This is a genomic window from Martelella endophytica (assembly GCF_000960975.1).
Taxonomy (GTDB): domain Bacteria; phylum Pseudomonadota; class Alphaproteobacteria; order Rhizobiales; family Rhizobiaceae; genus Martelella; species Martelella endophytica.
In genome coordinates this window covers 3226086-3249187 of sequence record NZ_CP010803.1, presented here as the reverse complement: position 1 = coordinate 3249187, position 23102 = coordinate 3226086, and the positions used below count along the sequence as shown (strand labels likewise).

20 protein-coding genes are annotated in these 23102 nt (G+C 61.2%); 11 read left to right on the top strand and 9 right to left on the bottom strand.

The genetic code is table 11. From position 1 onward, the window contains the following. Positions 1–92: 92 nt before the first annotated feature. Positions 93–1370 carry an ATP-dependent Clp protease ATP-binding subunit ClpX gene (gene clpX, locus TM49_RS14840; RefSeq protein WP_045685293.1) on the bottom strand — a complete coding sequence of 426 codons (1278 nt, stop codon included), beginning with the start codon at positions 1368–1370 and terminating at the stop codon, positions 93–95. 312 nt (positions 1371–1682) lie between these two features. Beyond that, a complete protein-coding gene (clpP, locus tag TM49_RS14835; RefSeq protein ID WP_045685292.1) occupies positions 1683–2309 on the bottom strand; it encodes an ATP-dependent Clp endopeptidase proteolytic subunit ClpP in 627 nt (208 codons plus the stop codon). 109 nt (positions 2310–2418) lie between these two features. Between clpP and TM49_RS22685 the strand changes: the two genes are divergently transcribed. After that, positions 2419–3825, top strand: a complete 1407-nt coding sequence (locus TM49_RS22685) for a GGDEF domain-containing protein (protein ID WP_158498646.1) — start codon at positions 2419–2421, stop codon at positions 3823–3825. A gap of 85 nt (positions 3826–3910) precedes the next feature. On the opposite strand, the gene TM49_RS14825 is transcribed toward TM49_RS22685, so the two are convergent. Beyond that, positions 3911–5197, bottom strand: a complete 1287-nt coding sequence (locus tag TM49_RS14825; protein ID WP_045685289.1) for an O-acetylhomoserine aminocarboxypropyltransferase — start codon at positions 5195–5197, stop codon at positions 3911–3913. 142 nt (positions 5198–5339) lie between these two features. On the opposite strand from TM49_RS14825, the gene TM49_RS14820 reads away from it, so the two are divergent. After that, a complete protein-coding gene (locus TM49_RS14820) occupies positions 5340–5729 on the top strand; it encodes a DUF6455 family protein (RefSeq protein ID WP_144409574.1) in 390 nt (129 codons plus the stop codon). Between the two features lie 33 nt (positions 5730–5762). Here TM49_RS14820 and TM49_RS14815 read toward each other — a convergent pair whose 3' ends face one another. Beyond that, positions 5763–6191, bottom strand: a complete 429-nt coding sequence (locus TM49_RS14815) for a CoA-binding protein (protein ID WP_045682387.1) — start codon at positions 6189–6191, stop codon at positions 5763–5765. Positions 6192–6259: 68 nt separating this feature from the next. Between TM49_RS14815 and TM49_RS14810 the strand changes: the two genes are divergently transcribed. Further along, positions 6260–6604 (top strand): hypothetical protein, encoded by a 345-nt coding sequence (locus TM49_RS14810; RefSeq protein WP_045682385.1) that lies wholly within the window; start codon positions 6260–6262, stop codon positions 6602–6604. A gap of 118 nt (positions 6605–6722) precedes the next feature. On the opposite strand, the gene TM49_RS23940 is transcribed toward TM49_RS14810, so the two are convergent. Then, positions 6723–8054, bottom strand: coding sequence for a threonine/serine exporter family protein (locus tag TM49_RS23940; RefSeq protein WP_244464734.1), 1332 nt, complete (start codon positions 8052–8054; stop codon positions 6723–6725). A 357-nt stretch (positions 8055–8411) separates the two neighbouring features. On the opposite strand from TM49_RS23940, the gene pstS reads away from it, so the two are divergent. From pstS to TM49_RS14780, 5 genes are all read left to right on the top strand, one after another. After that, on the top strand, positions 8412–9452 hold the full coding sequence (gene pstS / locus TM49_RS14800) for a phosphate ABC transporter substrate-binding protein PstS (protein WP_045682383.1): 1041 nt from the start codon (positions 8412–8414) through the stop codon (positions 9450–9452). 135 nt (positions 9453–9587) lie between these two features. Continuing rightward, positions 9588–10559, top strand: a complete 972-nt coding sequence (gene pstC, locus TM49_RS14795; protein ID WP_045682381.1) for a phosphate ABC transporter permease subunit PstC — start codon at positions 9588–9590, stop codon at positions 10557–10559. A gap of 20 nt (positions 10560–10579) precedes the next feature. Continuing rightward, positions 10580–11482 carry a phosphate ABC transporter permease PstA gene (pstA, locus tag TM49_RS14790; protein ID WP_052699860.1) on the top strand — a complete coding sequence of 301 codons (903 nt, stop codon included), beginning with the start codon at positions 10580–10582 and terminating at the stop codon, positions 11480–11482. A gap of 17 nt (positions 11483–11499) precedes the next feature. After that, on the top strand, positions 11500–12330 hold the full coding sequence (pstB, locus tag TM49_RS14785) for a phosphate ABC transporter ATP-binding protein PstB (RefSeq protein WP_244464733.1): 831 nt from the start codon (positions 11500–11502) through the stop codon (positions 12328–12330). Positions 12331–12421: 91 nt separating this feature from the next. Further along, positions 12422–13099, top strand: a complete 678-nt coding sequence (locus TM49_RS14780; protein WP_045682379.1) for a hypothetical protein — start codon at positions 12422–12424, stop codon at positions 13097–13099. 6 nt (positions 13100–13105) lie between these two features. Here the strand turns inward: TM49_RS14780 and TM49_RS14775 are convergent, their stop codons facing one another. The 3 genes from TM49_RS14775 to TM49_RS14765 form a co-directional block, all read right to left on the bottom strand. Further along, positions 13106–14104: an MDR family oxidoreductase gene (locus TM49_RS14775; protein WP_045682378.1), complete on the bottom strand. Its 999-nt coding sequence runs from the start codon at positions 14102–14104 to the stop codon at positions 13106–13108. A 70-nt stretch (positions 14105–14174) separates the two neighbouring features. Further along, on the bottom strand, positions 14175–15107 hold the full coding sequence (locus TM49_RS14770; protein ID WP_169749069.1) for a pseudouridine-5'-phosphate glycosidase: 933 nt from the start codon (positions 15105–15107) through the stop codon (positions 14175–14177). Next, entirely contained in the window at positions 15088–16224 is a 1137-nt protein-coding gene (locus tag TM49_RS14765) for a carbohydrate kinase (protein WP_045682374.1), read from the bottom strand. Before TM49_RS14765 ends, TM49_RS14770 begins: the two co-directional genes overlap by 20 nt. 246 nt (positions 16225–16470) lie before the next feature. On the opposite strand from TM49_RS14765, the gene TM49_RS14760 reads away from it, so the two are divergent. The 3 genes from TM49_RS14760 to TM49_RS14750 all read left to right on the top strand — a co-directional run bounded on the left by TM49_RS14760 (position 16471) and on the right by TM49_RS14750 (position 19209). Beyond that, a complete protein-coding gene (locus TM49_RS14760; protein ID WP_045682372.1) occupies positions 16471–17685 on the top strand; it encodes an NADP-dependent isocitrate dehydrogenase in 1215 nt (404 codons plus the stop codon). A 137-nt stretch (positions 17686–17822) separates the two neighbouring features. After that, positions 17823–18449: a glutathione S-transferase family protein gene (locus TM49_RS14755; RefSeq protein ID WP_144409693.1), complete on the top strand. Its 627-nt coding sequence runs from the start codon at positions 17823–17825 to the stop codon at positions 18447–18449. 130 nt (positions 18450–18579) lie between these two features. After that, positions 18580–19209 (top strand): glutathione S-transferase family protein, encoded by a 630-nt coding sequence (locus tag TM49_RS14750; RefSeq protein ID WP_045682369.1) that lies wholly within the window; start codon positions 18580–18582, stop codon positions 19207–19209. A 62-nt stretch (positions 19210–19271) separates the two neighbouring features. Here TM49_RS14750 and metH read toward each other — a convergent pair whose 3' ends face one another. After that, on the bottom strand, positions 19272–23042 hold the full coding sequence (metH, locus tag TM49_RS14745) for a methionine synthase (protein WP_045685281.1): 3771 nt from the start codon (positions 23040–23042) through the stop codon (positions 19272–19274). Positions 23043–23102: the final 60 nt, after the last annotated feature.

Below are 23102 nucleotides of genomic sequence, written 5' to 3'. Positions count from 1 at the left end.
CCGGCTCGATCGTTTCATGCCGAATGCGCGTTCGAAAACGCAGAAAGGCAGGACCGCGGTCCTGCCTTTCCGTCAGACCGAACTGACTTTCATCAGGCCGAGGCGTTGGCCTTGTCCTCGGTGCGATTGGCATAGATGTAGAGCGGCTGCGACGTGCCGTCGACCACCTCGTCGGAGATGACGACCTCGCGCACGCCCTTCAGCGTTGGCAGATCGAACATCGTGTCGAGCAGGATCTTCTCCATGATCGAACGCAGACCGCGTGCACCCGTCTTCCGCTCGATCGCCTTGCGCGCAATCGCAAGCAGGGCATCCTCGTGGAAGGTGAGTTCGACATCTTCCATCTCGAACAGGCGCTGATACTGCTTGACCAGAGCGTTCTTCGGCTCGGTCAGGATCTGAACCAGGGCCGGCTCATCGAGGTCTTCCAGCGTCGCGATCACCGGCAGACGGCCGATGAATTCCGGGATCAGGCCAAACTTCACCAGATCCTCCGGTTCCAGATCGCGCAGCACATCGCCGACGCGGCGATCGTCCGCCGCCTTAACCGAGGCGCCGAAGCCGATCGAGGTGCGCTCGCCACGGGCGGAGATCACCTTGTCGAGGCCAGCGAAGGCGCCACCGCACAGGAACAGGATATTGGTGGTGTCGACCTGCAGGAACTCCTGCTGCGGATGCTTGCGCCCGCCCTGCGGCGGCACGGAGGCGACAGTGCCTTCCATGATCTTCAACAGCGCCTGCTGAACGCCCTCGCCCGAGACATCGCGCGTGATCGACGGGTTGTCGGACTTGCGCGAAATCTTGTCGACCTCGTCGATATAGACGATGCCGCGCTGGGCGCGTTCAACATTGTAGTCGGCAGCCTGAAGCAGCTTCAGAATGATGTTCTCGACATCCTCACCGACATAGCCTGCTTCCGTCAGCGTCGTCGCATCGGCCATGGTGAAGGGCACATCAATGATGCGCGCAAGCGTCTGCGCAAGATAGGTCTTGCCGCAGCCCGTCGGACCGACCAGCAGAATATTCGATTTCGACAGCTCGATATCCGAACTCTTGGACGCATGGGAGAGGCGCTTGTAGTGGTTGTGCACGGCCACCGACAGGATGCGCTTGGCATGGCCCTGACCGATAACATACTCGTCAAGCACGCCCATGATTTCCTGCGGCGTCGGAACGCCGTCGCTGGACTTCACCATCGAGGTCTTGTTCTCCTCGCGGATGATGTCCATGCACAGTTCGACGCACTCGTCGCAGATAAAGACGGTCGGACCAGCGATCAACTTGCGGACTTCGTGCTGACTCTTACCGCAAAAAGAACAATAAAGCGTGTTCTTCGAGTCGCCGCCATTGTTCCCGCTGACTTTGCTCATCATCACTTCCTTCCAGCAAACCATTCCGGAAACGCCCGGAACAGATACTTACTTTCGTCGCCTGTTACCGATTCCCTTATAGAGAATGCTCGCAAACCAAAAGGGCAATAACACGACATCAACGTTCCTTACGGTCAGAACGTCATAACGGATTTGACTTTTCAATAGTATTAACGGCTCGCGCGCCTGAGGAAACCCCAAAAAGCGCGCGAGGCCGCCATGCATCACGATCAGGGCGGAAACCGCCGTGGCTCTCGGACGATGAAGACCAGCCAGAGGGCCGGCAAATCAATGCTCTCGATCGAACCGGTTTCAGTTGCCACCCTCGATTTCGCTGCGCGACGTCATGACCTTGTCGATAACGCCCCATTCCCTTGCCTCGTCGGCATCCATGAAATGATCGCGGTCCAGGGTCTTCTCGACTTCCTCGTAGGTCTGGCCGCAATGCTTGACATAAACCTCGTTGAGACGACGCTTCATCTTCAGGATGTCGCGGGCGTGGCGTTCGATGTCCGAGGCCTGGCCCTGATAGCCGCCCGAAGGCTGATGCACCATCACACGGGCGTTCGGCGTTGCAAAGCGCATGCCCTTCTCGCCGGCAGCAAGAAGAAGCGAGCCCATGGAGGCGGCCTGACCAATGCAAAGCGTCGACACAGCCGGACGGATGAACTGCATCGTGTCGTAAATCGCCATGCCGGCGGTCACGACGCCGCCCGGCGAATTGATGTAAAGCGCGATTTCCTTCTTCGGGTTCTCGGCTTCGAGAAACAGGAGCTGCGCGCAGATCAGCGACGCAAGGTGATCTTCCACCGGGCCGGTGAGGAAGATGATGCGTTCCTTGAGAAGGCGCGAATAGATATCATAGGAGCGTTCGCCGCGATTGGTCTGCTCCACGACCATCGGAACGAGGGCCATCGCGGTATCTACGGGATTTTTCATGTCCATCCTTTGACCGGCCGAAATGCCGGAACCAATCGAATCTGAATTTCCTCTCCTACATAGAGTGCCAAACAGGGTCACTTCAAGAGATGGCTTGAAACGAAAGCCAATGCTTTTCGATGACAGATATGACTTCCGCAAAGTTAGCGTTATCAATTGGACGGGAATTCCCTGCAGAAACTGGCGGTTTCAAATCGATTATAACCAATTTTGGTCCGGCGCGGACATGGCCTTTCCGCATTGCTCAGACTATCATTCGCAACCCCAAGGGAAATTCAGCAACAGTCGAAACGAGAGATCGCTCGCCTTGGCATACAACGTGACTGCTGTCGTCGCCTGGGCGGCTGATTGCTTCTTGTTATCAATCCTGATCTTTCCGCTCTGGCTGCGAGACCGAAGCCGGACCTTTGTCCTGTTATGGTTTGTTGCGTTGATGACCAAAGCCCTGGCGCTCGGCGCAATGGCGTACTTCGCCGGCTATGGCCTACAGGCACCGCCGGTCTGGGTCGCGGGCTTGTTCATGCTGACCGAGGGGCTGATGGCCGCCGGCCTGATTTCGGTCTATGGCGAAAGCCGTCCCTGGCAGCTGGTTCTCATCAGCTTCGCGATCTGGCTCGCGGCGACCCTGCTCCTGAGCATCGCCGGCTTCGGCGCCCTTGCCGCTGTTGCAGGCTATTATGTTGGTTCCATTGCTGTCGCAGTCTACGCGCTCTATTTCTTCTACCGCTCCGCCGATTTCGGACGGGTCCGTGCTTTCCGGGCCGTGCCGCTGCTGTTTGCCGTCGAGGCAGTCGCTTCGGTCATCGTACCGGTTGTGATGATCCTGGTGGTTGGTAATGCCCGCATGACCGCCCATGTCACGTCGGTGGCACTGGTCATCAGTTTCCTGGTGTTTTCCGGCAAGATCTTTCTGGGCGTCTGGCTTTCGGTCGACAAGTTCGAGCACGATCTTCGCCGCCTCGCCTTCAACGATCCGCTCACCGACGTCCTCAACCGTCGCGGCGTGTTCCGCAGCATCGAACACGCATTGAGCCATACGGGCAAGGAGCGGCTCTTCGCCTATCTGACAATCGACCTCGACCACTTCAAGTCCATCAACGACGTCTTCGGCCATACTGCCGGCGACCGAGCGCTGATCAACCTGACGAAGTCTGTGGCCGAAGTTTTGCGCGGAGCGGACATCTTCGGCCGCATGGGCGGCGAGGAATTCGCCGTCTTCGCCACCGTGCCGGATGAGGAGACCGCGCGACAGATTGCCGAACGCATTCGCCGCAAGGTCGAGGAAACGAGTTTTATCGAGGACGACACGGAGATCCGCATGACAGCCAGCATAGGTGTGGCGCTTCGGCGCGGGCGGATCAACAACCTGGAGTCCATGTTAGCGCAATCAGATAGAGCCCTGTATGAAGCCAAGGCGGCCGGGCGGAATTGTGTGGCGATCTACGGCACCCCGGTGGAAATCGCGCCTCGGCAGGTTGCCGGCGAGCCGAGCACCAAGGTCGCCTTGCAGGCCTGATGTTTTCCACAGCCCGCCCGCATTGTTTTCCACAGCAGCCGAAAATGTTGGGACGGCCGCGGCTCCCGCAGCCGTCCTCCTTTCCTCAGAGCTTGGCCAGAGACTGCTCCAGATCGGCGATGATGTCGTCCGCATCCTCGATACCGACCGACAACCGAACGACGTCGGGACCGGCGCCGGCGGCGACCTGCTGCTCCGGCGTAAGCTGTGCATGGGTTGTGGATGAAGGGTGGATAACCAGTGAACGCGTATCGCCGATATTGGCAAGATGCGAGAACAGCTGCAACCCCTCGACGAAGGCCTTGCCGGCCTCGTAGCCGCCCTTCAGGCCGAAGGTGAAGACGGCCCCTGCCCCCTTCGGCGAATAGGTCTGCTGCAGCGCGTGGTTGTCGTCGTCCTCAAGCCCCGGATAGCTCACCCAGGCGATCTTGTCGGACTGCTTGAGCCAGCGCGCGACCTTCAGCGCGTTGTCGCAGTGGCGCTGCATCCTGAGCGGCAGCGTCTCGATACCGGTCGCGATCATGAAGGCGTTGAACGGCGAGATCGCCGGCCCGAGGTCGCGCAGGCTCAGAACCCGCGCCCCGAGCGCAAAGGCCATCGTGCCGAAGGCCTCCGCCAGCACCAGACCGTTATATTCGGCGCGCGGCTCGCACAGCATCGGATAGCTGCGGCCCGATTTTGCCCAGTCGAACGTACCGCCATCGACCAGGATGCCGCCCATCGAATTGCCGTGTCCGCCGAGGAACTTCGTCAGCGAATGGACGACGATATCGGCGCCGTGCTCCAGCGGTCGCACGAGATAGGGTGTCGCCATCGTGTTGTCGACGATGAGCGGCAGGTTGTGCTCGTGCGCCACCTTGGCGATCGCCGCGATGTCGACGAAGGTGCCGCCGGGGTTTGCCAGGCTTTCGATGAAGATCGCCTTGGTGCGATCATCGATCTGTGAAGCGAAAGCGGCTGGATCGGCCGAATCCGCCCAGCGCACCGACCAGCCGAAATTCTCGAAGGAGTGGCCGAACTGGTTGATCGATCCGCCATAGAGCCGGCGTGCCGCAACGAAGTTGTCGCCCGGCTGCATCAGCATGTGGAAGGTCAGAAACTGGGCTGCATGACCGGAGGCGACGGCAAGCGCCGCCGTGCCGCCCTCAAGCGCCGCCACCCTCTCCTCCAGCACCGCCGTCGTCGGGTTCATGATGCGGGTATAGATATTGCCGAATTCGCGCAGGCCGAAGAGTGCGGCCGCATGATCGGAATCGTTAAAGACGAACGAGGTCGTCTGATAGATCGGTGTCGCCCGCGCGTTCGTGGCGCTGTCTGGCGCGGCGCCGGCGTGAACCGAAAGCGTCGAAAATCCCGGCTTCCTGTCTTCCATCATTCTTTCCTTCCCTATTTTTCCGGTAAAGCCCTGCCGGCTCGAACGGCCGACGCGGACAGGCAGAACTCGTTTTTGATCAGGATCAATGCTGCGATTTGTACAAACGTCAATAGTGACCGCGACCATGAGGACAGGCACCATGAACGCTTTGAGCGAAGACGACAACCATGCAGCGGACCGTTTTGCGGCGTGGCGCGAGGCTGAGCACACGGTCGGTGAGGAATCGGCCGCACTCGCCTTTCTCGAACGCCTTGCGGCGGAAGATCTGGACCGCGCGGAGCCGCGCGACGCCGCCGAAATGACCGAGATGATGAAGGCGCTCAACATCGACCCGGTCGAGGCCGAGTTCCAATATCGCCGGCTCTATTACGGCATGCAGGCCAATTGCGCCGGATGCCGCGCCAAGCAGCGCTGCCGCGACGACCTCGCCTGCAGCGCAGCCGCCCGCCACTTCCGCGAATATTGCGAAAACAATGAATTGCTGACCGAAATGCAGGCCAATCCCGACATCCTGCTGAGCGACGGCTGACGCTTCACATCAGAGTGCCCGCATTGCTCCGGCTCAGGACATCAGCCGCGGATATTCGATCGCCGGGCATCGGTTCATGACCACCTTCAGGCCCTTTTCCATGGCCTGCGCCGCCGCGGCATCATTGCGAATGCCGAGCTGCATCCAGATCACTTTCGGAAGCGGTTCCAATTGCAGCGCTTCATCGACCACGCCGCCGACATGTTCCGACGCGCGGAAGATGTCGATCATGTCGATTGGCTCGGGAATATCGGAAAGCCGCGCGAACACCTTCTGGCCGTGGATGACCTTGCCCTCAAGCCCGGGATTGACGGGAAAGACGCGGTAGCCCTTCGAAAGCAGGAAGGCCATGACACCGTTGCTCGGCCGCTCAGGCTTCGGCGAGGCACCCACCAGCGCTATGGTGTCTACGAAGTTCAGGATGTCCCGGATCTGTGCGTCGTCTTCAATTGCTTGTGTCATGACAGCACCTTTCTACCTGTGCTAGCGTCTCGAAAATAACGGAGGCGGCCTTAGGGTCGAAAAAAACCATGAAATACCTGCTTGCGGCGACTTTTCTTGCCATTTCCGTCGGGTCTGCCGGCGCCGATGACATCAACAGATATGATATCCAGGACATGACTTGCAATCAGGTCCACACAATTCTTGACCAGCAGGGCGCGGCGATCCTGCGCTATCCGGCACCAAACGGCAGCGGCAGGACACTTTACGATCGTTACGTTCGCGATCCACTGGTTTGCGTTGGGGAAGGCAACCACGCGATCCAGCGCACGGTTCCGGTCAGAGACACACCAAACTGTCCGACGTTTTCCTGCAAGCCGGGTCCGCGGGAATGCGATCGCGATGGCGGTCTCTTCTGCATTAGCGACAACTGATACGCTTCCACAAACCTCGGCCCTGCCGTTCGGTCAGGCTCGAAGCGCTGTAATTGAAATCCCCGCATCCTGTCAGGCTGCGGGGTCTTTCGTTTCAGCGGCGTGCCCGCTCCCTCCCTCAGCGACTTTCGCCCTCGGGAAACTCCGGCCGGCGGAAGAGCGACGAGATCGCCGTGAGGCCTGCACCGATGGCCCCGACGGTGAAGATGACCTGCAGGCCGGCGCTGGTCGTGGCGGCAAGCATCAGGTCGGATTTCTCAAGCGGCTGCACCGTGATTTCCAGAAGGCCGATGATCCATTGCGCTGCGGCACTGCCCGGAACCATCGGGATGCAGCCCGCGACCGCAATCGCATTGCCGACACGGCGCACCGGAAACGGCGTGTTGTAGGAGAGCTCGACCGCGAGCGCGACGGCGATTGCGGCTGCGAAGGAGGCCGCCTCGAGCGGCCAGCCATGGCGCATACAGAAGGTCCGCACTGCCAGCGCCAAGGCCCCGGCAAGCGCCGCCCAGCCGAGATTGCGATAGCCGAAATTGAACAGAACCCCGAAGCCGGCAGCCGCAACGGCCCCGAAAAAAGCGTGGTGAAGGATATTCGGAACCGGTTTGGCGGCATCCACCATGCTGCCGCCGAAGACGATATGGGCGGCGCCGACGCCGACGGTGATGAAAACCAGGATCATCGCCACCGACACGAAGCGGGCGCTGCCGAGCGTCGGATACCCCTCCATGATATCCGTCTGGGCGTTCATAGACGGCACGCCCGGCACCAGCATCAGCACGGCGGCGCTCATCGAGGTTGCGACCATGGTGCTGCCGGCGAACACCGCACCGATCCCCGACAGAACGGCGGCGACGAAGGCGACCGTCGCAGTGACGACGAAGGGATTGAAGTGACGCTCAAGCAGATGGAGGCGCACGTACTGGCCCGCCATGCTGGCAATCAGCGTCGTCACGAAGGCCGGCGCATCGGCGCCGAGCAGCCGGCCGAAGGCGGCGCAGGCAAGCCCCGCGGCAAACACGTTGAGCGCCCGATGATGCTTGGGCGTTTCCGTCTTCGCTCGGAAAAGCGCAAGGCGAACGTCATCCGGTGCCCACCCGCCACGGGCAACCTCCGCGCAGATCTCGCGGACCCGGTGATTGATCCGCATGTTGACGCCGTGATGGCCGACCCCGACCATGTGAGTCGAGGTGCAGAAGCCATCCCCCACCGTCGTCGAGATCGAGGCAAAGCCGACGCGGATATCGACGCTGCGTACACCGAGACCCTTGGCGATCTTCTCGATGCCCTCACGAACCACGGCGGACTTGGCGCCGGTTTCCATCAGCACCTTGCCCGCCTCCAGCGCCACCAGCGCCACCTCCTCGAGCCGCCTTTGGCGGGAAATGAGCTCTCCGTGAAACCCCTCTTCCTCCTCGAATGCGGCAGTCTCGGCAGTGCTGTCAGTCATCTGGTGTCCTTTGCTGTTTGGCCGCCGGCACAATAGCCCAGCATAGCGGCCTGGCCATGCGCCAAGTCAAGCGTCGGCATGCAACGTTGTGCCGGTTATCGGACTGTCACAATTGGCTCGAGGCATCCGGTACGGCATCCCCCGAAATTGGCAAAACGCCCCTTTCGGTTGCATATTTCGGAAGTAATAACCCGAAGGTCGCCCTTATATGACACTTTTATGACGTATTCTTGAAATTTATATAAAATAAATCGACATAATTCCGGTAAATATGAATTTTTTACAACATGCTATGCTGGATAGACTTTCATTGTTATAGCACTTCCGTTTTCAACCAAACCTCAAAAGGGCTATCTGATGAAAATCGGAAATTTTTCCAAGGGCGCTAAGGTCGTAGCAATCGCCGCCGCCATGGTCGTTACCGGCACTGTTGCTCAGGCACAGAGCGTAAACCTGACGGGTTCGGGCGCATCCTTCCCCTTCCCGCTCTACTCGGCCTGGTTTAAGGATTTTGGCCAGAAGACCGGCATTCAGGTTAACTACCAGGCCAAGGGCTCCGGTGGTGGCATCGAAGACTTCACCAACGGTGTTGTCGACTTCGCTGCTTCCGATGCTGCCATGTCTGAAGAAGAACTCGCCAAGATCGAGGGCGGCGTTGTCATGCTGCCGATGACGGCTGGCGAAATCGTGCTCGCCTACAACCTCGACGGCGTTTCCGAACTGAAGCTGCCGCGCGATGTTTACCCGAAGATCTTCCTCGGTGAGATCACCAAGTGGAACGACGCGGAAATCGCCGCTGCCAACGAAGGCGTCGAGCTCCCCGACGAAACCATCACTGTTGTTGTTCGCTCCGACTCCTCGGGCACCAACTTCAACTTCACCAACCACCTTTCGGCCATCAGCTCCGATTTCGAAAGCAAGGTCGGCGGCGGCAAGACCGTTCCGTGGCCGAACGCTTCGAACTTCGTAGCCGCTCCGGGCAACCAGGGCATCACCGCCACGATCAAGCAGACCCCCGGCGCGATCGGCTACATCGAATACGGCTATGCCCAGCAGACCAACACGCCTTACGCCATGCTTGAAAACCAGGCCGGCAACTTCGTGAAGGCTGGCCCGGAAGCTGGTAGCGCCGCTCTCGCTTCGGCTGAACTCGACGAAAACAACGTTGCCTTCATCGTTGATCCGGCTGGCGACGACTCCTACCCGATCGCGACCTTCACCTGGATGATGTTCTACAAGGACGCCGGCCAGGACGCTGCCAAGGTCGACGCTCTGAAGCAGATGATCGAATACGGCCTGACGACCGGCCAGACGATGGCTGACAAGCTCGGCTACATCCCGCTTCCGGAAAACGTTGTCGAAACCGACAAGAAGTCGATGGAAGAAATCGGCGGCTGATTTCTGGCTGTTGTTGCTTTCGCCGGGGCGTATTCGCTTACGCCCCGGCTTTTGTGAAATTCAGACTGCAGAAGATTAAAGCACTCCATTGTCAGATCGCGGATCGCCCCGATCGCCGCTAGCAGGAGCCCTTTGATGGCCGATACCCCGAAATCCGTGGCGCCGCGCGACGGAAGCGTTTCGCGACCGCCGACCGCCTTCGAATATGGTTACGACAAATCCTTCCGGGCTCTGACTTTCGCCGCCGGCTTCGTCACGATTGCACTTCTGGTCTACATCTTCTGGAAGATTGGCGGCCAGGCTGCTCCGGCCATGCAAAAATACGGCCTCGACTTCCTGACCACGGTCAAATGGAATGCCAATACCAACGAATACGGTATCCTCGCGGAAATCTGGGGTACGCTTTATTCGTCATTCCTTGCCCTTCTTTTCGGCGGCGTCCTCGGCGTGGCGGTTGCGATCTTCCTGACACAGGGATTTCTGAACGCACGGCTTGCGTGGATTTTCCGCCTGATCGTCGAAATGCTCGCCGCCATTCCCTCGGTGGTCTTCGGCCTGTGGGGCATCTATGTGCTGATCCCGGCGATCCGCCCGCTGGCGCACTGGCTGCATGAGACGCTCGGCTTCATCCCGTTCTTCTCCACCAACCTTGCCGGCCCCGGCATGTTCCCGGCGATGATCGTGCTGTCGATCATGATCCTGCCGACGGTCGCCGCGATCTCGCAGGACGCCTTCAAGGCTATCCCGATGAAGATCCAGGAAGCGGCCTATGGCATGGGCACCACCAAGTGGGAAGCGATCCGCAAGGTGATCATCCCGACGGCCTCCGGCGGTATCTTCGCTTCGCTGGTCCTCGGCTTCGGCCGCGCGCTGGGCGAAACCATGGCGCTTGCGATGTTGATCGGCAACTCGCAGCAGGTCACGCTTTCGCTGTTTGCGCCCGCCACGACGCTGGCCTCGCTGCTCGCCTCCACCTTCCCGGAAGCCGGCGCCAACCAGATCGGACCGCTGATGTATGCGGCGATCGTCCTTCTCGTGATCACCATGGCCGTGAACATCATCGGCACGATCATCATGAACTACACCGCGCGCCAGACCGTGACGTAAGGCTTTGGGGAACTGACATCATGACCACGACCGATCAGACCATCATGAACCCCGAGGTTGTTGCCCTCGGTGATCCCAATCTGAGCTTTTCCTTCGGCGAACGCCGGACACTGATGAACTTCATCCAGACCGTCATTCTGTGGCTGCTGGCGGCGGTTGCCGCCGTGCCGCTGATCTCGGTCCTCTACATGCTGATCAGCCGCGGCGGCGTTCGCCTCAGCCTGGCGCTCTTCACCGAGCTTCCGCCTGCACCTTTCGAACAGGGTGGCGGCATCGGCAATGCGATCGTCGGCACGCTGGTGATGGTTGCGATCGCATCGCTCATCTCGATCCCGATCGGCGTGCTTGGCGGGATCTATACCGGACTGATCAACCCTCGCAGCCGCTTCTCGTCACTCGTTCGGTTCGTCGGCAAGGTCTTGACCGGCTTTCCCTCGATCCTTGCCGGCGTGTTCGTGTATGCCTGGCTGGTCATCATGATGAAAACCTACTCGGCCGTCGCCGGTGGCCTGTCGCTGGCGATCCTGATGCTGCCGACCATTCTTCTGACCTCCGAACAGGCCTTCCGCATGGTGCCGCAGCGGATGAAGGATGCGGCCTACGGCATGGGTTGCAATGCGACACAGGTTGCGACAAAAATTGTTTTGCCGACGGCCCTTCCCGGTGTTATGACCGGCGTCATGCTCGCGGTGGCAGGAGCATCGGGGGAATCGGCTCCGCTTCTGTTCACGGCGTTGTTTTCGAATTACTGGATCGGAAGCTTCACGGAGCCCACGGCGTCATTGTCGATCTTGATCTACAATTTCTCGGCAATGCCCTATGAAAATCAGATCGAACTTGCATGGACGGCTTCGCTGGTACTGGTACTCATTGTGCTGGTCTTCAACATACTGAGCCGTTCCTTTGGAACCCGCCGCGTGTAAGAGAAAAGGGCGAGAACATGTCTTTGGAAATGGAAGCGAAAAAGGTTGATGCCACAGCCGAGCAGGACGCCGGCGGTGATGTCGCAATCGGCGCTCGCATCGAGAAGATCTACTACGGCGACTTCCTCGCCGTCCGTGACTCGGCCGTCAACATCGAAAAGGGCAAGATCACCGGCTTCATCGGTCCGTCGGGCTGCGGCAAGTCGACCGTGCTGCGTTCCCTCAACCGCATGAACGACCTGATCCCCTCCTTCCGCCTCGAGGGTCACGTCCACTTCCTCGGCCAGGATGTATACGGCAAGAATGTCGACCCGGTCGTCGTTCGCCGTCACATCGGCATGGTGTTCCAGCAGCCGAACCCGTTCTCGATGAGCATCTTCGAAAATGTTGCCTTCGGTCTGCGCCTCAACGGCTTCAAGGGCGACCTTTCGGCCCGCGTCGAAAAGGCGCTGCGCCGTGCGGCGCTGTGGAACGAGGTCAAGGACAAGCTGAAGCAGAACGGCCTGTCGCTCTCCGGCGGCCAGCAGCAGCGTCTGTGCATCGCCCGCGCGATTGCCACCGAGCCGACCGTTCTCCTGATGGACGAGCCCTGCTCGGCGCTCGACCCGATCGCCACCCGCCAGATCGAAGAGCTGATGCTGGAGCTGAAGAAGGACTACACGGTCGCCATCGTCACCCACAACATGCAGCAGGCAATCCGCGTTGCCGACAAGACCGCGTTCTTCTCGGTCGACATGTCGCAGGGCGGCCGCACGGGCTTCCTCGTCGAGATGGGCGACACCAAGCAGATCTTCGAGAACCCGCAGCAGCAGCTCACCAAGGAATATCTCTCGGGCGAGTTCAGCTGAGGCACGCCTCGGTTTCAACCACCGGTTACAGGGCGGCTTTTCATCAAGGCCGCCCTTTTGTATGGTGCACCGGCATTCTGGAAAGTGACGGATGTTCAAGCATTGCCTCGACCTTGAGAAGATCGAAGCCAGGCTGCGCGAGACCCAGCGCGAGTTTGACCGCATCAACGCGCTTCTGACAATGCGCCGCGACGGCATGCCCGACGCCATCATCGAGCAGATGCTGGAGGGCTATGCCTATGTGAACCGGCTGCTGATCAACGGCACCGAAATCATGAAACTCGGCGAATTCCACCACCTGCTGGAGCTCAACCATCTGGTGCTCTGCGGCTCGTCCTCGGAGCGGCGCGCCGAATTCCGCAACCATATCGAACGCACGGAAGCGCATTTCTACGACCGCGAGGCGGGCGATATCGGCGGCCTCGTCGACTGGTATCAGCGCCACACCTCAAAGCCCGTGCGCAAGCTCGCCGCCGGCGTCTATGTCCGGGTGCTGAGCCGGCCGCAGCTCTTCATAGAAGGCAATCACCGCACTGGCGCACTGATCATGAGCTACCTCCTCGGGCTCCAGGGAAAGCCGCCCTTCGTGCTGACGCCGGAAAACGCCGAGGCCTATTTCAATCCCTCGACGCTGGTGCGGGACTCGCATAAATACTCGCTCGACGAACTGATCAAGATCCCCAAGCTCGCCCGCTACTTCGCCAATTTCCTTCAGGAAAACGAAGACGACAGCCTGTTGGTGAAGACGAAGTCGCTGCAGGCCAGCTGAGCCCGCTCAGTCCGCCGCCACCTTCACCACAAGCCGTCCGCGCACCTTTCCTGCAAAAATATCGTTCGCCGCGCCAGGCAGATCGGCAAGCGCGATCTCACCTGCAGTGACGCTTTCCATGTGCCCGGCCGTCAGCGTATTTGCGAGCAGCCGCCACGCCGCCTCGCGACGGCGCGGTGCGGCCATCACAGAATCGACCCCGATCAGCGTGACCGAACGCAGTATATGCGGCATCACGGTTGTCGGAAGATCCGGCCCGCCGGCAAGCCCGCAGGCCGCCACCGCACCACCGTAGACAGTCTGGGCGAGAACGTTGGCGAGCGTCGTGGAGCCGACGCTGTCGACGGCGCCCGTCCACCGTTCTTCCTGCAGCGGCCGTCCCGGTTCAGAGAGCTCCCTGCGGTCGATGAAGGCGCGGGCACCGAGGCTCGCCAGATAGTCATGCGTTTCCGGACGGCCGGTCGAGGCGGTGACGTTGAAGCCGAGCGCCGCCAGAAGCGCGATCGCATATGAACCGACGCCGCCGGCCGCCCCCGTCACCAGCACGCTGCCCTCGCCCGGCGCAATGGTGCCCCAGGCCATCAACTGGTTGACGCACAGCGCTGCCGTATAGCCCGCCGTGCCGATCGCCATCGCCTGCTTCTGGGTGAGGTTATCCGGTTGCCGCATCAGCCATTCGGGCTTCAGCCTCTGATAGGTGCTGAAGGCGCCCCATTCGGTCTCGGAAAGGCCGTTGCCATTGGCGATCACCTTGTCGCCGGGCGCAAACAGCGGGCTTGCGGATTCCACCACGGTACCGGCGACATCGATGCCAGGCACCATGGGGAAGCGCCGCGCAATACGGCCCTTGCCGCTGACGGCAAGGCCGTCCTTGTAGTTGACGCTCGAATAATCGACCCGGACCAGGACCGGCAGATCGGGAAGATCGGAGCGTTTCAGCGTCGTCAGCTCTGCCTGCAGGTGGTCCTTGTCGCGGATCAGCATGGCGGGGAAGGTATCGGTCATCTCGGGGGCTCCCTGTTTGGCCCGAACCTAACGCCGCCTCGCCGACGGATGCAATCCGCTTCGGGCCGCTTCAGGCCGCCGAGGCCATTGCAACGGCAATTCTGGCCGCGAGGGCGGCGTTGTTCTTGACCAATGCAATATTGGCGCGAAGGCTGTTGCCATCGGAGAGCTCGTTGATGCGGCCAAGCAGGAACGGCGTCAGTTCCTTGCGGGTGATTCCCCTCTCGTCCGCCTCGCGCAGCGCGGCCTCGATCGTGTCGTCGATGAAGGCATGCGTCAGCGCATCGGCTTCCGGCACGGGGTTGGCGACGAGGATGCCCGTGCCGGTATCGAGCCTGTGATGGGTGAGGATCGTCTCGGCGAGTGCCTCGGCACTGTCGAGGCGGTGATCGGCCGGATAGCCGCTGGAACGGGTGAAGAAGGCCGGAAAGTCATCGCTCTGATAGGCGATCACCGGAACCCGCTGGGTCTCCAGATATTCAAGCGTCTTCGGGATATCGAGGATCGACTTCACCCCGGCGCAGATGACAGTGACCGGCGTGCGGCCGAGTTCGATCAGGTCGGCGGAGATGTCGAAGGTCTGCGCGGCGCCGCGATGAACGCCACCGACACCACCGGTGGCGAAGACCGGAATGCCGGCGAGCGCCGCAATCTTCATTGTCGCGGAAACGGTCGTGCCCGCCGTCTGTCCCTTGACCATGGCAACAGCAAGGTCGCGTCCCGATGCCTTGACGACACCATCCTCGACCTTTGCCAGCCGCTCGATCACGGCGGGGTCGAGTCCTGCATGCAGCTTGCCGTCTATGACGGCAATAGTCGCGGGCACGGCTCCATTTTCGCGGACAACGGCCTCGACGCCGAGCGCAGTTTCGAGGTTGGCTGGATAGGGCATGCCGTGGGTGATGATGGTCGATTCCAATGCGACCACCGGACGGCCGGCGGCAAGCGCCTCCCTGACCTCGGCACTGAGGATGATTTCGATATCAGACAAGGGTGTCTCCATGGTTTGAAACGGTTTCGAGCCGGTGCAGGTTGGCCTCGACGAAGCGGGCCGAAAGCGCCGGGTGAACGCTCGCAGGCGTCTCGGTGGTCAGCGAGCCGATGAGCCCACCCCGCCGCACCGCCTCCCTGAGGTCGGCATTCTGCAGATAGTAATAAAGCGTGCCGGCAATCATCGCGTCGCCGGCCCCGGTCATGTCCACCGGCTGGGCGACAACGACGGGCAGGCTGAAGGCTGAGCCGTGAGTGGCGACGACGACGCCGCTTGTACCGCAAGTGAGGATCACCGCGCCCGCCCCGGCCGCATTCAGCCGCAGCGCCGCCGCGCGCATGCTGCCGACATCGCGGGAGAATGTCTCTCCGAGAAAAGCCGACGCCTCATCGAGATTGAGGAACAGCAGATCAACCCCTTCGAGGTCTTGCGGCAGACGCCGGACCTTGGGCGTCGAGACCGCATCGATCGCTAGGTCGAAACGGCCGGCGCGGCGACGCTCGATCAGCGCCGCCAGCGCTTCAGCCGGCAGGTTGCAATCTCCGAAGACGAGCCGGGCGGCCGCAAGCGCGGGTCCTGCATTTTCCAGGAGCTCCGGTGTCAGCCGGTCAAAGATCGCCATGTCGGCGATCCCGTAGGCAAGGTCGCCGGTGGGTTCGAGAATGGCGGCATATTCGGCGGTGCGCTCATCGGCAAGCGACAGCACATTCGATACGTCGACGCCGCGTTCGCGCATATGGCGCGTCAGGTCGCGACCGCTTTCATCAGCGCCGACCACCGAAACGAAGCCGACGCTGGCGCCCAGCATCGCCAGGTTTTCGGCGACGTTGCGGGCGACGCCACCGAAGCTGCGCATGCCTTCCACCGGGTTGGAGGTACCGGCAATCAACGGCGCCCGCGCAACATATTTGCGATCGATGACGGCGCCGCCAAGCGCCACGATCCGGTCTTCGCCGGGCAGCACATAACCGCGCCCGAGAATATAGCCCCGCTCCGTCAGCTTCACCACGTGGGCGGCGACGGCAGAGCGCGACAGGCCGAGTTGGTCGGCCATCTGCTGCTGGCCGGCAAACGGATTTTCGCGGATGAGATGCAGGAGGGCTGTTTCGGTCTCGCTCAGTTCGGACATGGTTGGCTCCGTTGCAGGACGCCATCATAACAAAAGTTTTCTGTATAACAATTGTTTTCGAAGGTTAGGAGGAAGGTTGTCGCAGGCCCTCTTCGGAACTTGCCCGCCATCAATCCGCATGGCTTTGACTTTTCGTGCAGTTTCCCGCGGGAATGCCTTTTTTCGCTGCCGGTGCGATGCTATAGCGCTCGGGACCCATTGCAACACGGGGTGTCGACCGCGGCGCCCGACAGACGAGGAAGAAGCATGACGAAGATCAAGGTGGCAAATCCGGTTGTCGATCTCGACGGCGATGAAATGACGCGCATCATCTGGCAGCTCATCAAGGACAAGCTCATCCTGCCGTATCTCGATCTGCCGATCGAATACTACGACCTCTCGGTGCAGAACCGCGATGCCACCGACGACCAGGTGACGGTCGATGCCGCCAACGCCATCAAGAAGCACGGCGTCGGCATCAAGTGCGCGACGATCACCCCGGACGAGGCCCGCGTCGAGGAATTCTCGCTGAAGAAGATGTGGCGCTCGCCGAACGGCACGATCCGCAACATCCTCGGCGGCGTGATCTTCCGTGAGCCGATCATCATGCAGAACGTGCCGCGCCTCGTTCCCGGCTGGACCCAGCCGATCATCGTCGGCCGTCACGCCTTCGGCGACCAGTACCGCGCCACCGACTTCCGCTTCCCGGGCAAGGGCAAGCTGACGATCAAGTTCGTCGGCGAGGACGGCCAGGAAATCGAGCACGAAGTCTTCGACGCCCCCTCCTCCGGCGTTGCCATGGCGATGTATAACCTCGACGATTCGATCCGCGACTTCGCCCGCGCCTCGTTCAACTATGCTCTCGGCCGTGGCGTTCCCTGCTACCTGTCGACCAAGAACACGATCCTGAAGGCCTATGATGGCCGCTTCAAGGATCTGTTCCAGGAAGTCTTCGACGCCGAGTTCAAGGACAAGTACGAAGCCAAGAAGATCTGGTACGAGCACCGCCTGATCGACGACATGGTCGCTGCCTCGCTGAAGTGGTCCGGCGGTTATGTCTGGGCCTGCAAGAACTATGACGGCGACGTCCAGTCCGACATCGTTGCCCAGGGCTTCGGCTCGCTCGGCCTGATGACCTCGGTTCTGATGACGCCGGATGGCAGCGTCGTGGAAGCCGAAGCCGCGCACGGCACGGTGACCCGCCACTACCGCCAGCACCAGAAGGGTCAGGAAACCTCGACCAACTCGATCGCCTCGATCTTCGCCTGGACCCGTGGCCTCGCCCACCGCGCCAAGCTCGACGACAATTCAGAACTCGCGACCTTTGCCGCGACTCTGGAAAAGGTCTGCATCGACACCGTCGAGAGCGGCCACATGACGAAGGACCTGGCGCTGCTGATCGGCCCCGACCAGCCGTGGCTGTCGACCACCGCCTTCCTCGACAAGATCGACGAGAACCTCAAGAACGCCATGGCTGCCTGAGCCAGGCTTAACGAGTGAGAATACGAAACCCGGCCATTGGGCCGGGTTTTTTGTTGGTCAGCGCGCCGCTCTTTGCCCTTTACCAACGCGCTTTGCCGCGATAATAATTGGAACATAAAAAGAACAAATGGAGGCACATCGTGAGCAGGATAGAGTTTTATACCAACCCGCAATCGCGCGGACGGATGGCACGCTGGATGCTGGAGGAAGTGGGGGCGGACTACGAGACCCACATCCTCACCTATAACGGCACGATGAAGGAACCGGCCTATCTGGCGATTAATCCCATGGGCAAGGTGCCGACCATCGTCCACGACGGCAAAGTCATCACCGAATGCGCGGCGATCTGCGCCTATCTCGCCGATGCGTTTCCAGACGCCGGGCTCGCGCCGCCGCCGGCGGAGCGCGCCGCCTATTATCGCTGGCTCTTCTTCGGCGCCGGCCCTCTGGAGGCCTCGGTCAGCAACCGTGCGCTCGGCCTCGCCGTGCCTCCGGAGCGGGAGCGGTCCATCGGCTACGGCAATTTCGCTCATGTCATGAAGACACTCGACAGGCACCTGTCGGAAAGCTCCTACATTGCCGGCGAAGCCTTTACCGCCGCCGACGTCTATGTCGGCTCGCAGATCCTGTGGGGCGTGCAGTTCGGGACGGTGGAGGACCGACCGTCATTCCGCGCCTATGCCGACCGGCTGAGCCCTCGCCCTGCCTTTATCCGCGCCAACGAGCTGGATGATGACGCAGCCGCATCGGGCGTGAGCGCGTAGAGGCTGCCGGTGCTGCGACATTTGCGCGCAAAACGCTGCAATGCACCGGCTCCAGCCGCCTGCGATCTTGCCGCCTCGTGGAAGCGGGAGTAAGCCGGAAAGCGCAAAAGTCGATGGGAGGGGATGCCCGATGGAGGACTTGCACTTTTACACCAACCCGCAGTCGCGTGGTTGCATCATCCGCTGGATGCTTGAGGAAACTGGCGTTCCATACGAAACGCATCTCCTGGCATACGGCAGCGCGATGAAGGCGCCGGATTATCTTGCGATCAACCGCATGGGAAAGGTGCCAGCCATCCGCCACGGCGAGGCGATTGTCACCGAAGTCGCCGCTATCTGCACCTATCTGGCCGAGACCTTCCCGCAAGCAGGACTTGCTCCGACGCCGGGCGAAAGAGCCGATTGTTATCGGTGGATGTTCTTCGCCGCCGGTCCGCTCGAGGAGCTCGTCACCAACAAGGAGCTGGGCTTCGAGGTCCCGCCGAAGCGCCAGGGCATGATGGGATACGGCCGGGCCGAAGATGTGGCGGAAACTCTGGAAGAGGTGCTGACCGGCAGGCCTTATATCTGTGGGGAGCACTTCCGCGCCGCCGACATCTATTTCAGCTCCCAGCTGATCTGGTGCTTCAATTCCGGCGCCATCGAAAAACGCCCGGTTTTCGAGGCCTATGCCGACCGCGTCTCCGACCGCCCCGCCCTCAAGCGCGCGACCCGCCTTGACGAAGAGGCTTTGGCGAGAATGAAGGCCAGTGCCGCCTGAGACGCAGATATCGCTGTAAGCCCACTGCTACTGACGACTTTCTGGAAGGTCGATGACGCCGCTCAGGCGGCGTCATCGACCTTTTCGTCATTGCCGGGAATGTAGTTCAGAACCGGGCCGAGCCAGCGCTCGACCTCCCCGACATCCATGCCCTTGCGGCGGGCATAGTCTTCGACCTGATCGCGCTCGACCTTCGCAACGCCGAAGTAATAGCTGTCCGGGTGGCCGATATAGATGCCGGAAACCGACGAGCCCGGCCACATCGCATAGCTCTCCGTCAGCTCGACGCCGGTCGCGTTGGTGGCGTCCAGCAGCTCGAACAGCGTCTTCTTCTCGGTGTGGTCCGGCTGCGCCGGATAGCCGGGTGCAGGACGGATACCGCCATAGGCCTCGCCCACGAGTTCGGCATTGGAAAAATTCTCGTTCGGCGCGTAGCCCCAGAATTCGCGGCGCACGCGCTCATGCATGCGTTCGGCAAAGGCCTCGGCGAAGCGGTCGGCGAGCGCCTTGACCATGATCGACGAATAATCGTCATTGGCGCGCTCGAAACGCTCTGCAATCGCGATCTCCTCGATGCCGGCCGTAACGACGAAGCCGCCGACATAATCGCCCTTGCCCGTATCCTCGGGCGCGACGAAATCCGACAGCGCGACATTCGGACGATCGCCACGCTTGGACAGCTGCTGGCGCAGCGTGAAGAAGGTTGCGCACGCGTCCTTGCGGTTCTCGTCGGCGAACAGGCGGATATCGTCGCCGACGGCGTTCGCCGGCCAGAAGCCGATGACCGCGCGCGGGCGGAACCACTTCTCGTCGATGATCTTCTCTAGCATCGCCTGGGCATCGGCAAAGAGCTGGCGGGCGGTCTCGCCCTGCTTCTCGTCGTCGAGAATGTTGGGATAGCGTCCCTTCAGCTCCCAGGTCTGGAAGAACGGCGTCCAGTCGATGTAGTTTGCGAGCTCCGCAAGGTCATAGTCCTCGAACACCTTCGTGCCGAGGAAGGAAGGACGGTGCGGCTCATAGGCCGACCAGTCGACCTTGACCCCGTTGGCGCGGGCGGCCGGCAGCGGCAGGCGGTTCTTTGCGGCTTCCGCTCGGCGATGCGCATCGGCAACCTTGACGTATTCCTCGCGGATACCGGCGACATAGCCGTCCTTGGCCTCGGGCGTCAGCAGATTGCTGACGACGCCGACGGCGCGGCTGGCATCGGTAACGTAGATCGCCTGGCCCTTCTCATAGGCCGGGTGGATCTTCACCGCCGTGTGTGTGCGGCTGGTGGTCGCCCCACCGATCAGCAGCGGAATATCGAAGCCCTGGCGCTCCATTTCGGCGGCGACATGGACCATCTCGTCGAGCGACGGCGTGATCAGGCCGGAAAGCCCGATGATATCCGCCTTGTGCTCCTTCGCCGCCGCCAGGATCTTTTCCGACGGCACCATCACGCCGAGGTCGATGATCTCGTAATTGTTGCAGGCCAGCACGACGCCGACGATGTTCTTGCCGATATCGTGCACGTCGCCCTTCACGGTGGCCATGATGATCTTGCCGTTGGAGCCGGCAGCTTCCGCGCCGCTGAGGCGCTTTTCCTCTTCCATGTAGGGCAGCAGCACCGCGACACCCTGCTTCATCACGCGAGCGGACTTGACCACCTGCGGCAGGAACATCTTGCCGGCGCCGAAGAGATCGCCAACGACGTTCATGCCGGCCATCAGCGGCCCTTCGATAACGTGCAGCGGCCGCGCCGCAGCCTGACGCGCTTCTTCGACATCAGCCTCGATATATTCGGTGATGCCGTTCACCAGCGCATGCTCCAGCCGCTTCTCGACCGGCCATTCGCGCCAGGCGAGATCCTGCTTGCGCTCCTCGGTCTTGCCGGTGCCCCGGAAGCGCTCGGCAATCTCGAGCAGCCGCTCGGTCGCGTCATCGCGGCGGTTCAGCACCACGTCCTCGCAGGCCTCGCGCAGTTCCGGATCGATGGTCTCATAGACGATCAGCTGGCCGGCATTGACGATGCCCATGTCCATGCCCGCCTGAATGGCGTGGTAGAGGAACACGGCATGCATGGCCTGACGCACAGGCTCGTTGCCGCGGAAGGAGAAGGAGAGGTTCGAGACACCACCCGAGATATGCGCGTAAGGCAGTCTCTCGCGGATCGTCTTCGTCGCCTCGATGAAGTCGACACCGTAATTGTTGTGCTCCTCGATCCCGGTCGCGACAGCAAAGATATTCGGATCGAAAACAATGTCTTCCGGCGGAAAGCCGACCTTCTCCGTGAGAATCTTGTAGGCACGGGAGCAGATTTCGACCTTGCGCTCATAGGTATCGGCCTGGCCGGTTTCGTCGAAGGCCATCACGACAGTGGCAGCACCATAGTCGCGGATCAGCTGCGCCTTCTCGATGAACTGCTCTTCGCCTTCCTTCAGCGAGATCGAGTTCACCAGCGCCTTGCCCTGGGTGCACTTCAGACCGGCCTCGATGATCTCCCACTTCGAGGAATCGATCATCAGCGGCACGCGAGAGATATCCGGTTCGGCGGCGAGCAGGTTCAAATACTCGACCATCGCCTTCTGCGAGTCGATCAGCCCCTCGTCCATGTTGATGTCGATGATCTGCGCGCCGGCCTCCACCTGATCGCGCGCGACATCGAGCGCCGCGGCATAATCGGCATTGGTGATCAGCTTGCGGAACTTGGCCGAGCCCGTGACGTTGGTGCGTTCGCCGACGTTGACGAAGGGAATGTCCTTCGTCAACGTGAACGGCTCGAGGCCCGAGAGCGACATGACCGAACGGTGCTCCGGCACGTCGCGGGGCTCATATTCACCCACGACCCTGCTGATCTCGGAAATGTGCTCCGGCGTCGAGCCGCAGCAGCCGCCGACGATGTTGACCAGCCCCTGGGCCGCGAACGGCCGGATGAGCTCGGCCATCTGCTCGGCATCCTGGTCATAGGCGCCGAATTCGTTCGGCAGGCCGGCATTCGGATAGGCGCAAATGAACGTGTCCGCAGCACCGGAGAGTTCCTGCAGATGCGGCAGCATCGCATCGGCGCCAAGCGCGCAATTGAGACCAATGGTGAACGGGTTCGCATGCGAGATCGAGTTCCAGAACGCCGTCGGCGTCTGGCCCGACAGCGTCCGGCCGGAAAGGTCGGTGATCGTGCCGGAAATCATCAGCGGCAGCTCGATGCCCTTCTCGCGGAAAGCCTGACGCGCAGCGAAGACGGCGGCCTTGGCATTCAGCGTGTCGAAGATCGTCTCGATCAGGATGAGATCGGAGCCACCATCGATGAGCCCGTTGATCTGCTCGCGATAAGCGTCGCGCAATTGATCAAAAGTAACAGCACGATAGCCGGGATTGTTCACGTCCGGCGAGATCGACGCCGTGCGGTTTGTCGGACCCACGGCACCGGCCACGAACCGACGGCGGCCATCTTCCTTCTCCGCCCTCAGCGCCGCGCGGCGCGCCACGCGGGCACCGTCGCGGTTGAGGTCGTAGACGATGTTCTCCATCTGATAGTCGGCCTGCGCGATGCGCGTGCCGGAAAAGGTGTTGGTCTCGATGATATCGGCGCCGGCCATCGCATAGGCAAAGTGGATGTCCTCCACCGCCTTCGGCTGAGACAGGATCAGAAGGTCGTTGTTGCCCTGCTGATGACAGGCACAGCCGATGAAACGGTCGCCGCGAAAATGGTCCTCGTCGAAGCCGAGCCCCTGGATCTGCGTGCCCATGGCGCCGTCGAGGATCAGAATGCGCTCACGCGCGGCCTTCGTCAGCGCGGCGCGGATCTCCTTGCCATCGCGCTTCGGTGCTTCTTCCCCGAACAGTTCGTCAAACATCATCATCTCCAGAATTGAAGCCCTGCAAATCACATAAAGATATCTTTATGTCAATATATG

Excerpts from the sequence above, each read along its gene's own strand:
- clpP (WP_045685292.1), bottom strand. The coding sequence starts at position 2,309 with ATGAAAAATCCCGTAGATACCGCGATGGCCCTCGTTCCGATGGTCGTG.
- pstB (WP_244464733.1), top strand. The coding sequence starts at position 11,500 with ATGTCTTTGGAAATGGAAGCGAAAAAGGTTGATGCCACAGCCGAGCAG.
- TM49_RS23940 (WP_244464734.1), bottom strand. The coding sequence starts at position 8,054 with ATGACTGACAGCACTGCCGAGACTGCCGCATTCGAGGAGGAAGAGGGG.
- TM49_RS14775 (WP_045682378.1), bottom strand. The coding sequence starts at position 14,104 with ATGACCGATACCTTCCCCGCCATGCTGATCCGCGACAAGGACCACCTG.
- TM49_RS14810 (WP_045682385.1), top strand. The coding sequence starts at position 6,260 with ATGAAATACCTGCTTGCGGCGACTTTTCTTGCCATTTCCGTCGGGTCT.
- pstA (WP_052699860.1), top strand. The coding sequence starts at position 10,580 with ATGACCACGACCGATCAGACCATCATGAACCCCGAGGTTGTTGCCCTC.
- pstC (WP_045682381.1), top strand. The coding sequence starts at position 9,588 with ATGGCCGATACCCCGAAATCCGTGGCGCCGCGCGACGGAAGCGTTTCG.
- TM49_RS14770 (WP_169749069.1), bottom strand. The coding sequence starts at position 15,107 with ATGGAGACACCCTTGTCTGATATCGAAATCATCCTCAGTGCCGAGGTC.
- clpX (WP_045685293.1), bottom strand. The coding sequence starts at position 1,370 with ATGAGCAAAGTCAGCGGGAACAATGGCGGCGACTCGAAGAACACGCTT.
- pstS (WP_045682383.1), top strand. The coding sequence starts at position 8,412 with ATGAAAATCGGAAATTTTTCCAAGGGCGCTAAGGTCGTAGCAATCGCC.
- TM49_RS14825 (WP_045685289.1), bottom strand. The coding sequence starts at position 5,197 with ATGGAAGACAGGAAGCCGGGATTTTCGACGCTTTCGGTTCACGCCGGC.
- TM49_RS14750 (WP_045682369.1), top strand. The coding sequence starts at position 18,580 with ATGGAGGACTTGCACTTTTACACCAACCCGCAGTCGCGTGGTTGCATC.
- TM49_RS14815 (WP_045682387.1), bottom strand. The coding sequence starts at position 6,191 with ATGACACAAGCAATTGAAGACGACGCACAGATCCGGGACATCCTGAAC.
- TM49_RS14765 (WP_045682374.1), bottom strand. The coding sequence starts at position 16,224 with ATGTCCGAACTGAGCGAGACCGAAACAGCCCTCCTGCATCTCATCCGC.
- TM49_RS22685 (WP_158498646.1), top strand. The coding sequence starts at position 2,419 with ATGCTTTTCGATGACAGATATGACTTCCGCAAAGTTAGCGTTATCAAT.
- TM49_RS14760 (WP_045682372.1), top strand. The coding sequence starts at position 16,471 with ATGACGAAGATCAAGGTGGCAAATCCGGTTGTCGATCTCGACGGCGAT.
- TM49_RS14820 (WP_144409574.1), top strand. The coding sequence starts at position 5,340 with ATGAACGCTTTGAGCGAAGACGACAACCATGCAGCGGACCGTTTTGCG.
- TM49_RS14780 (WP_045682379.1), top strand. The coding sequence starts at position 12,422 with ATGTTCAAGCATTGCCTCGACCTTGAGAAGATCGAAGCCAGGCTGCGC.
- metH (WP_045685281.1), bottom strand. The coding sequence starts at position 23,042 with ATGTTTGACGAACTGTTCGGGGAAGAAGCACCGAAGCGCGATGGCAAG.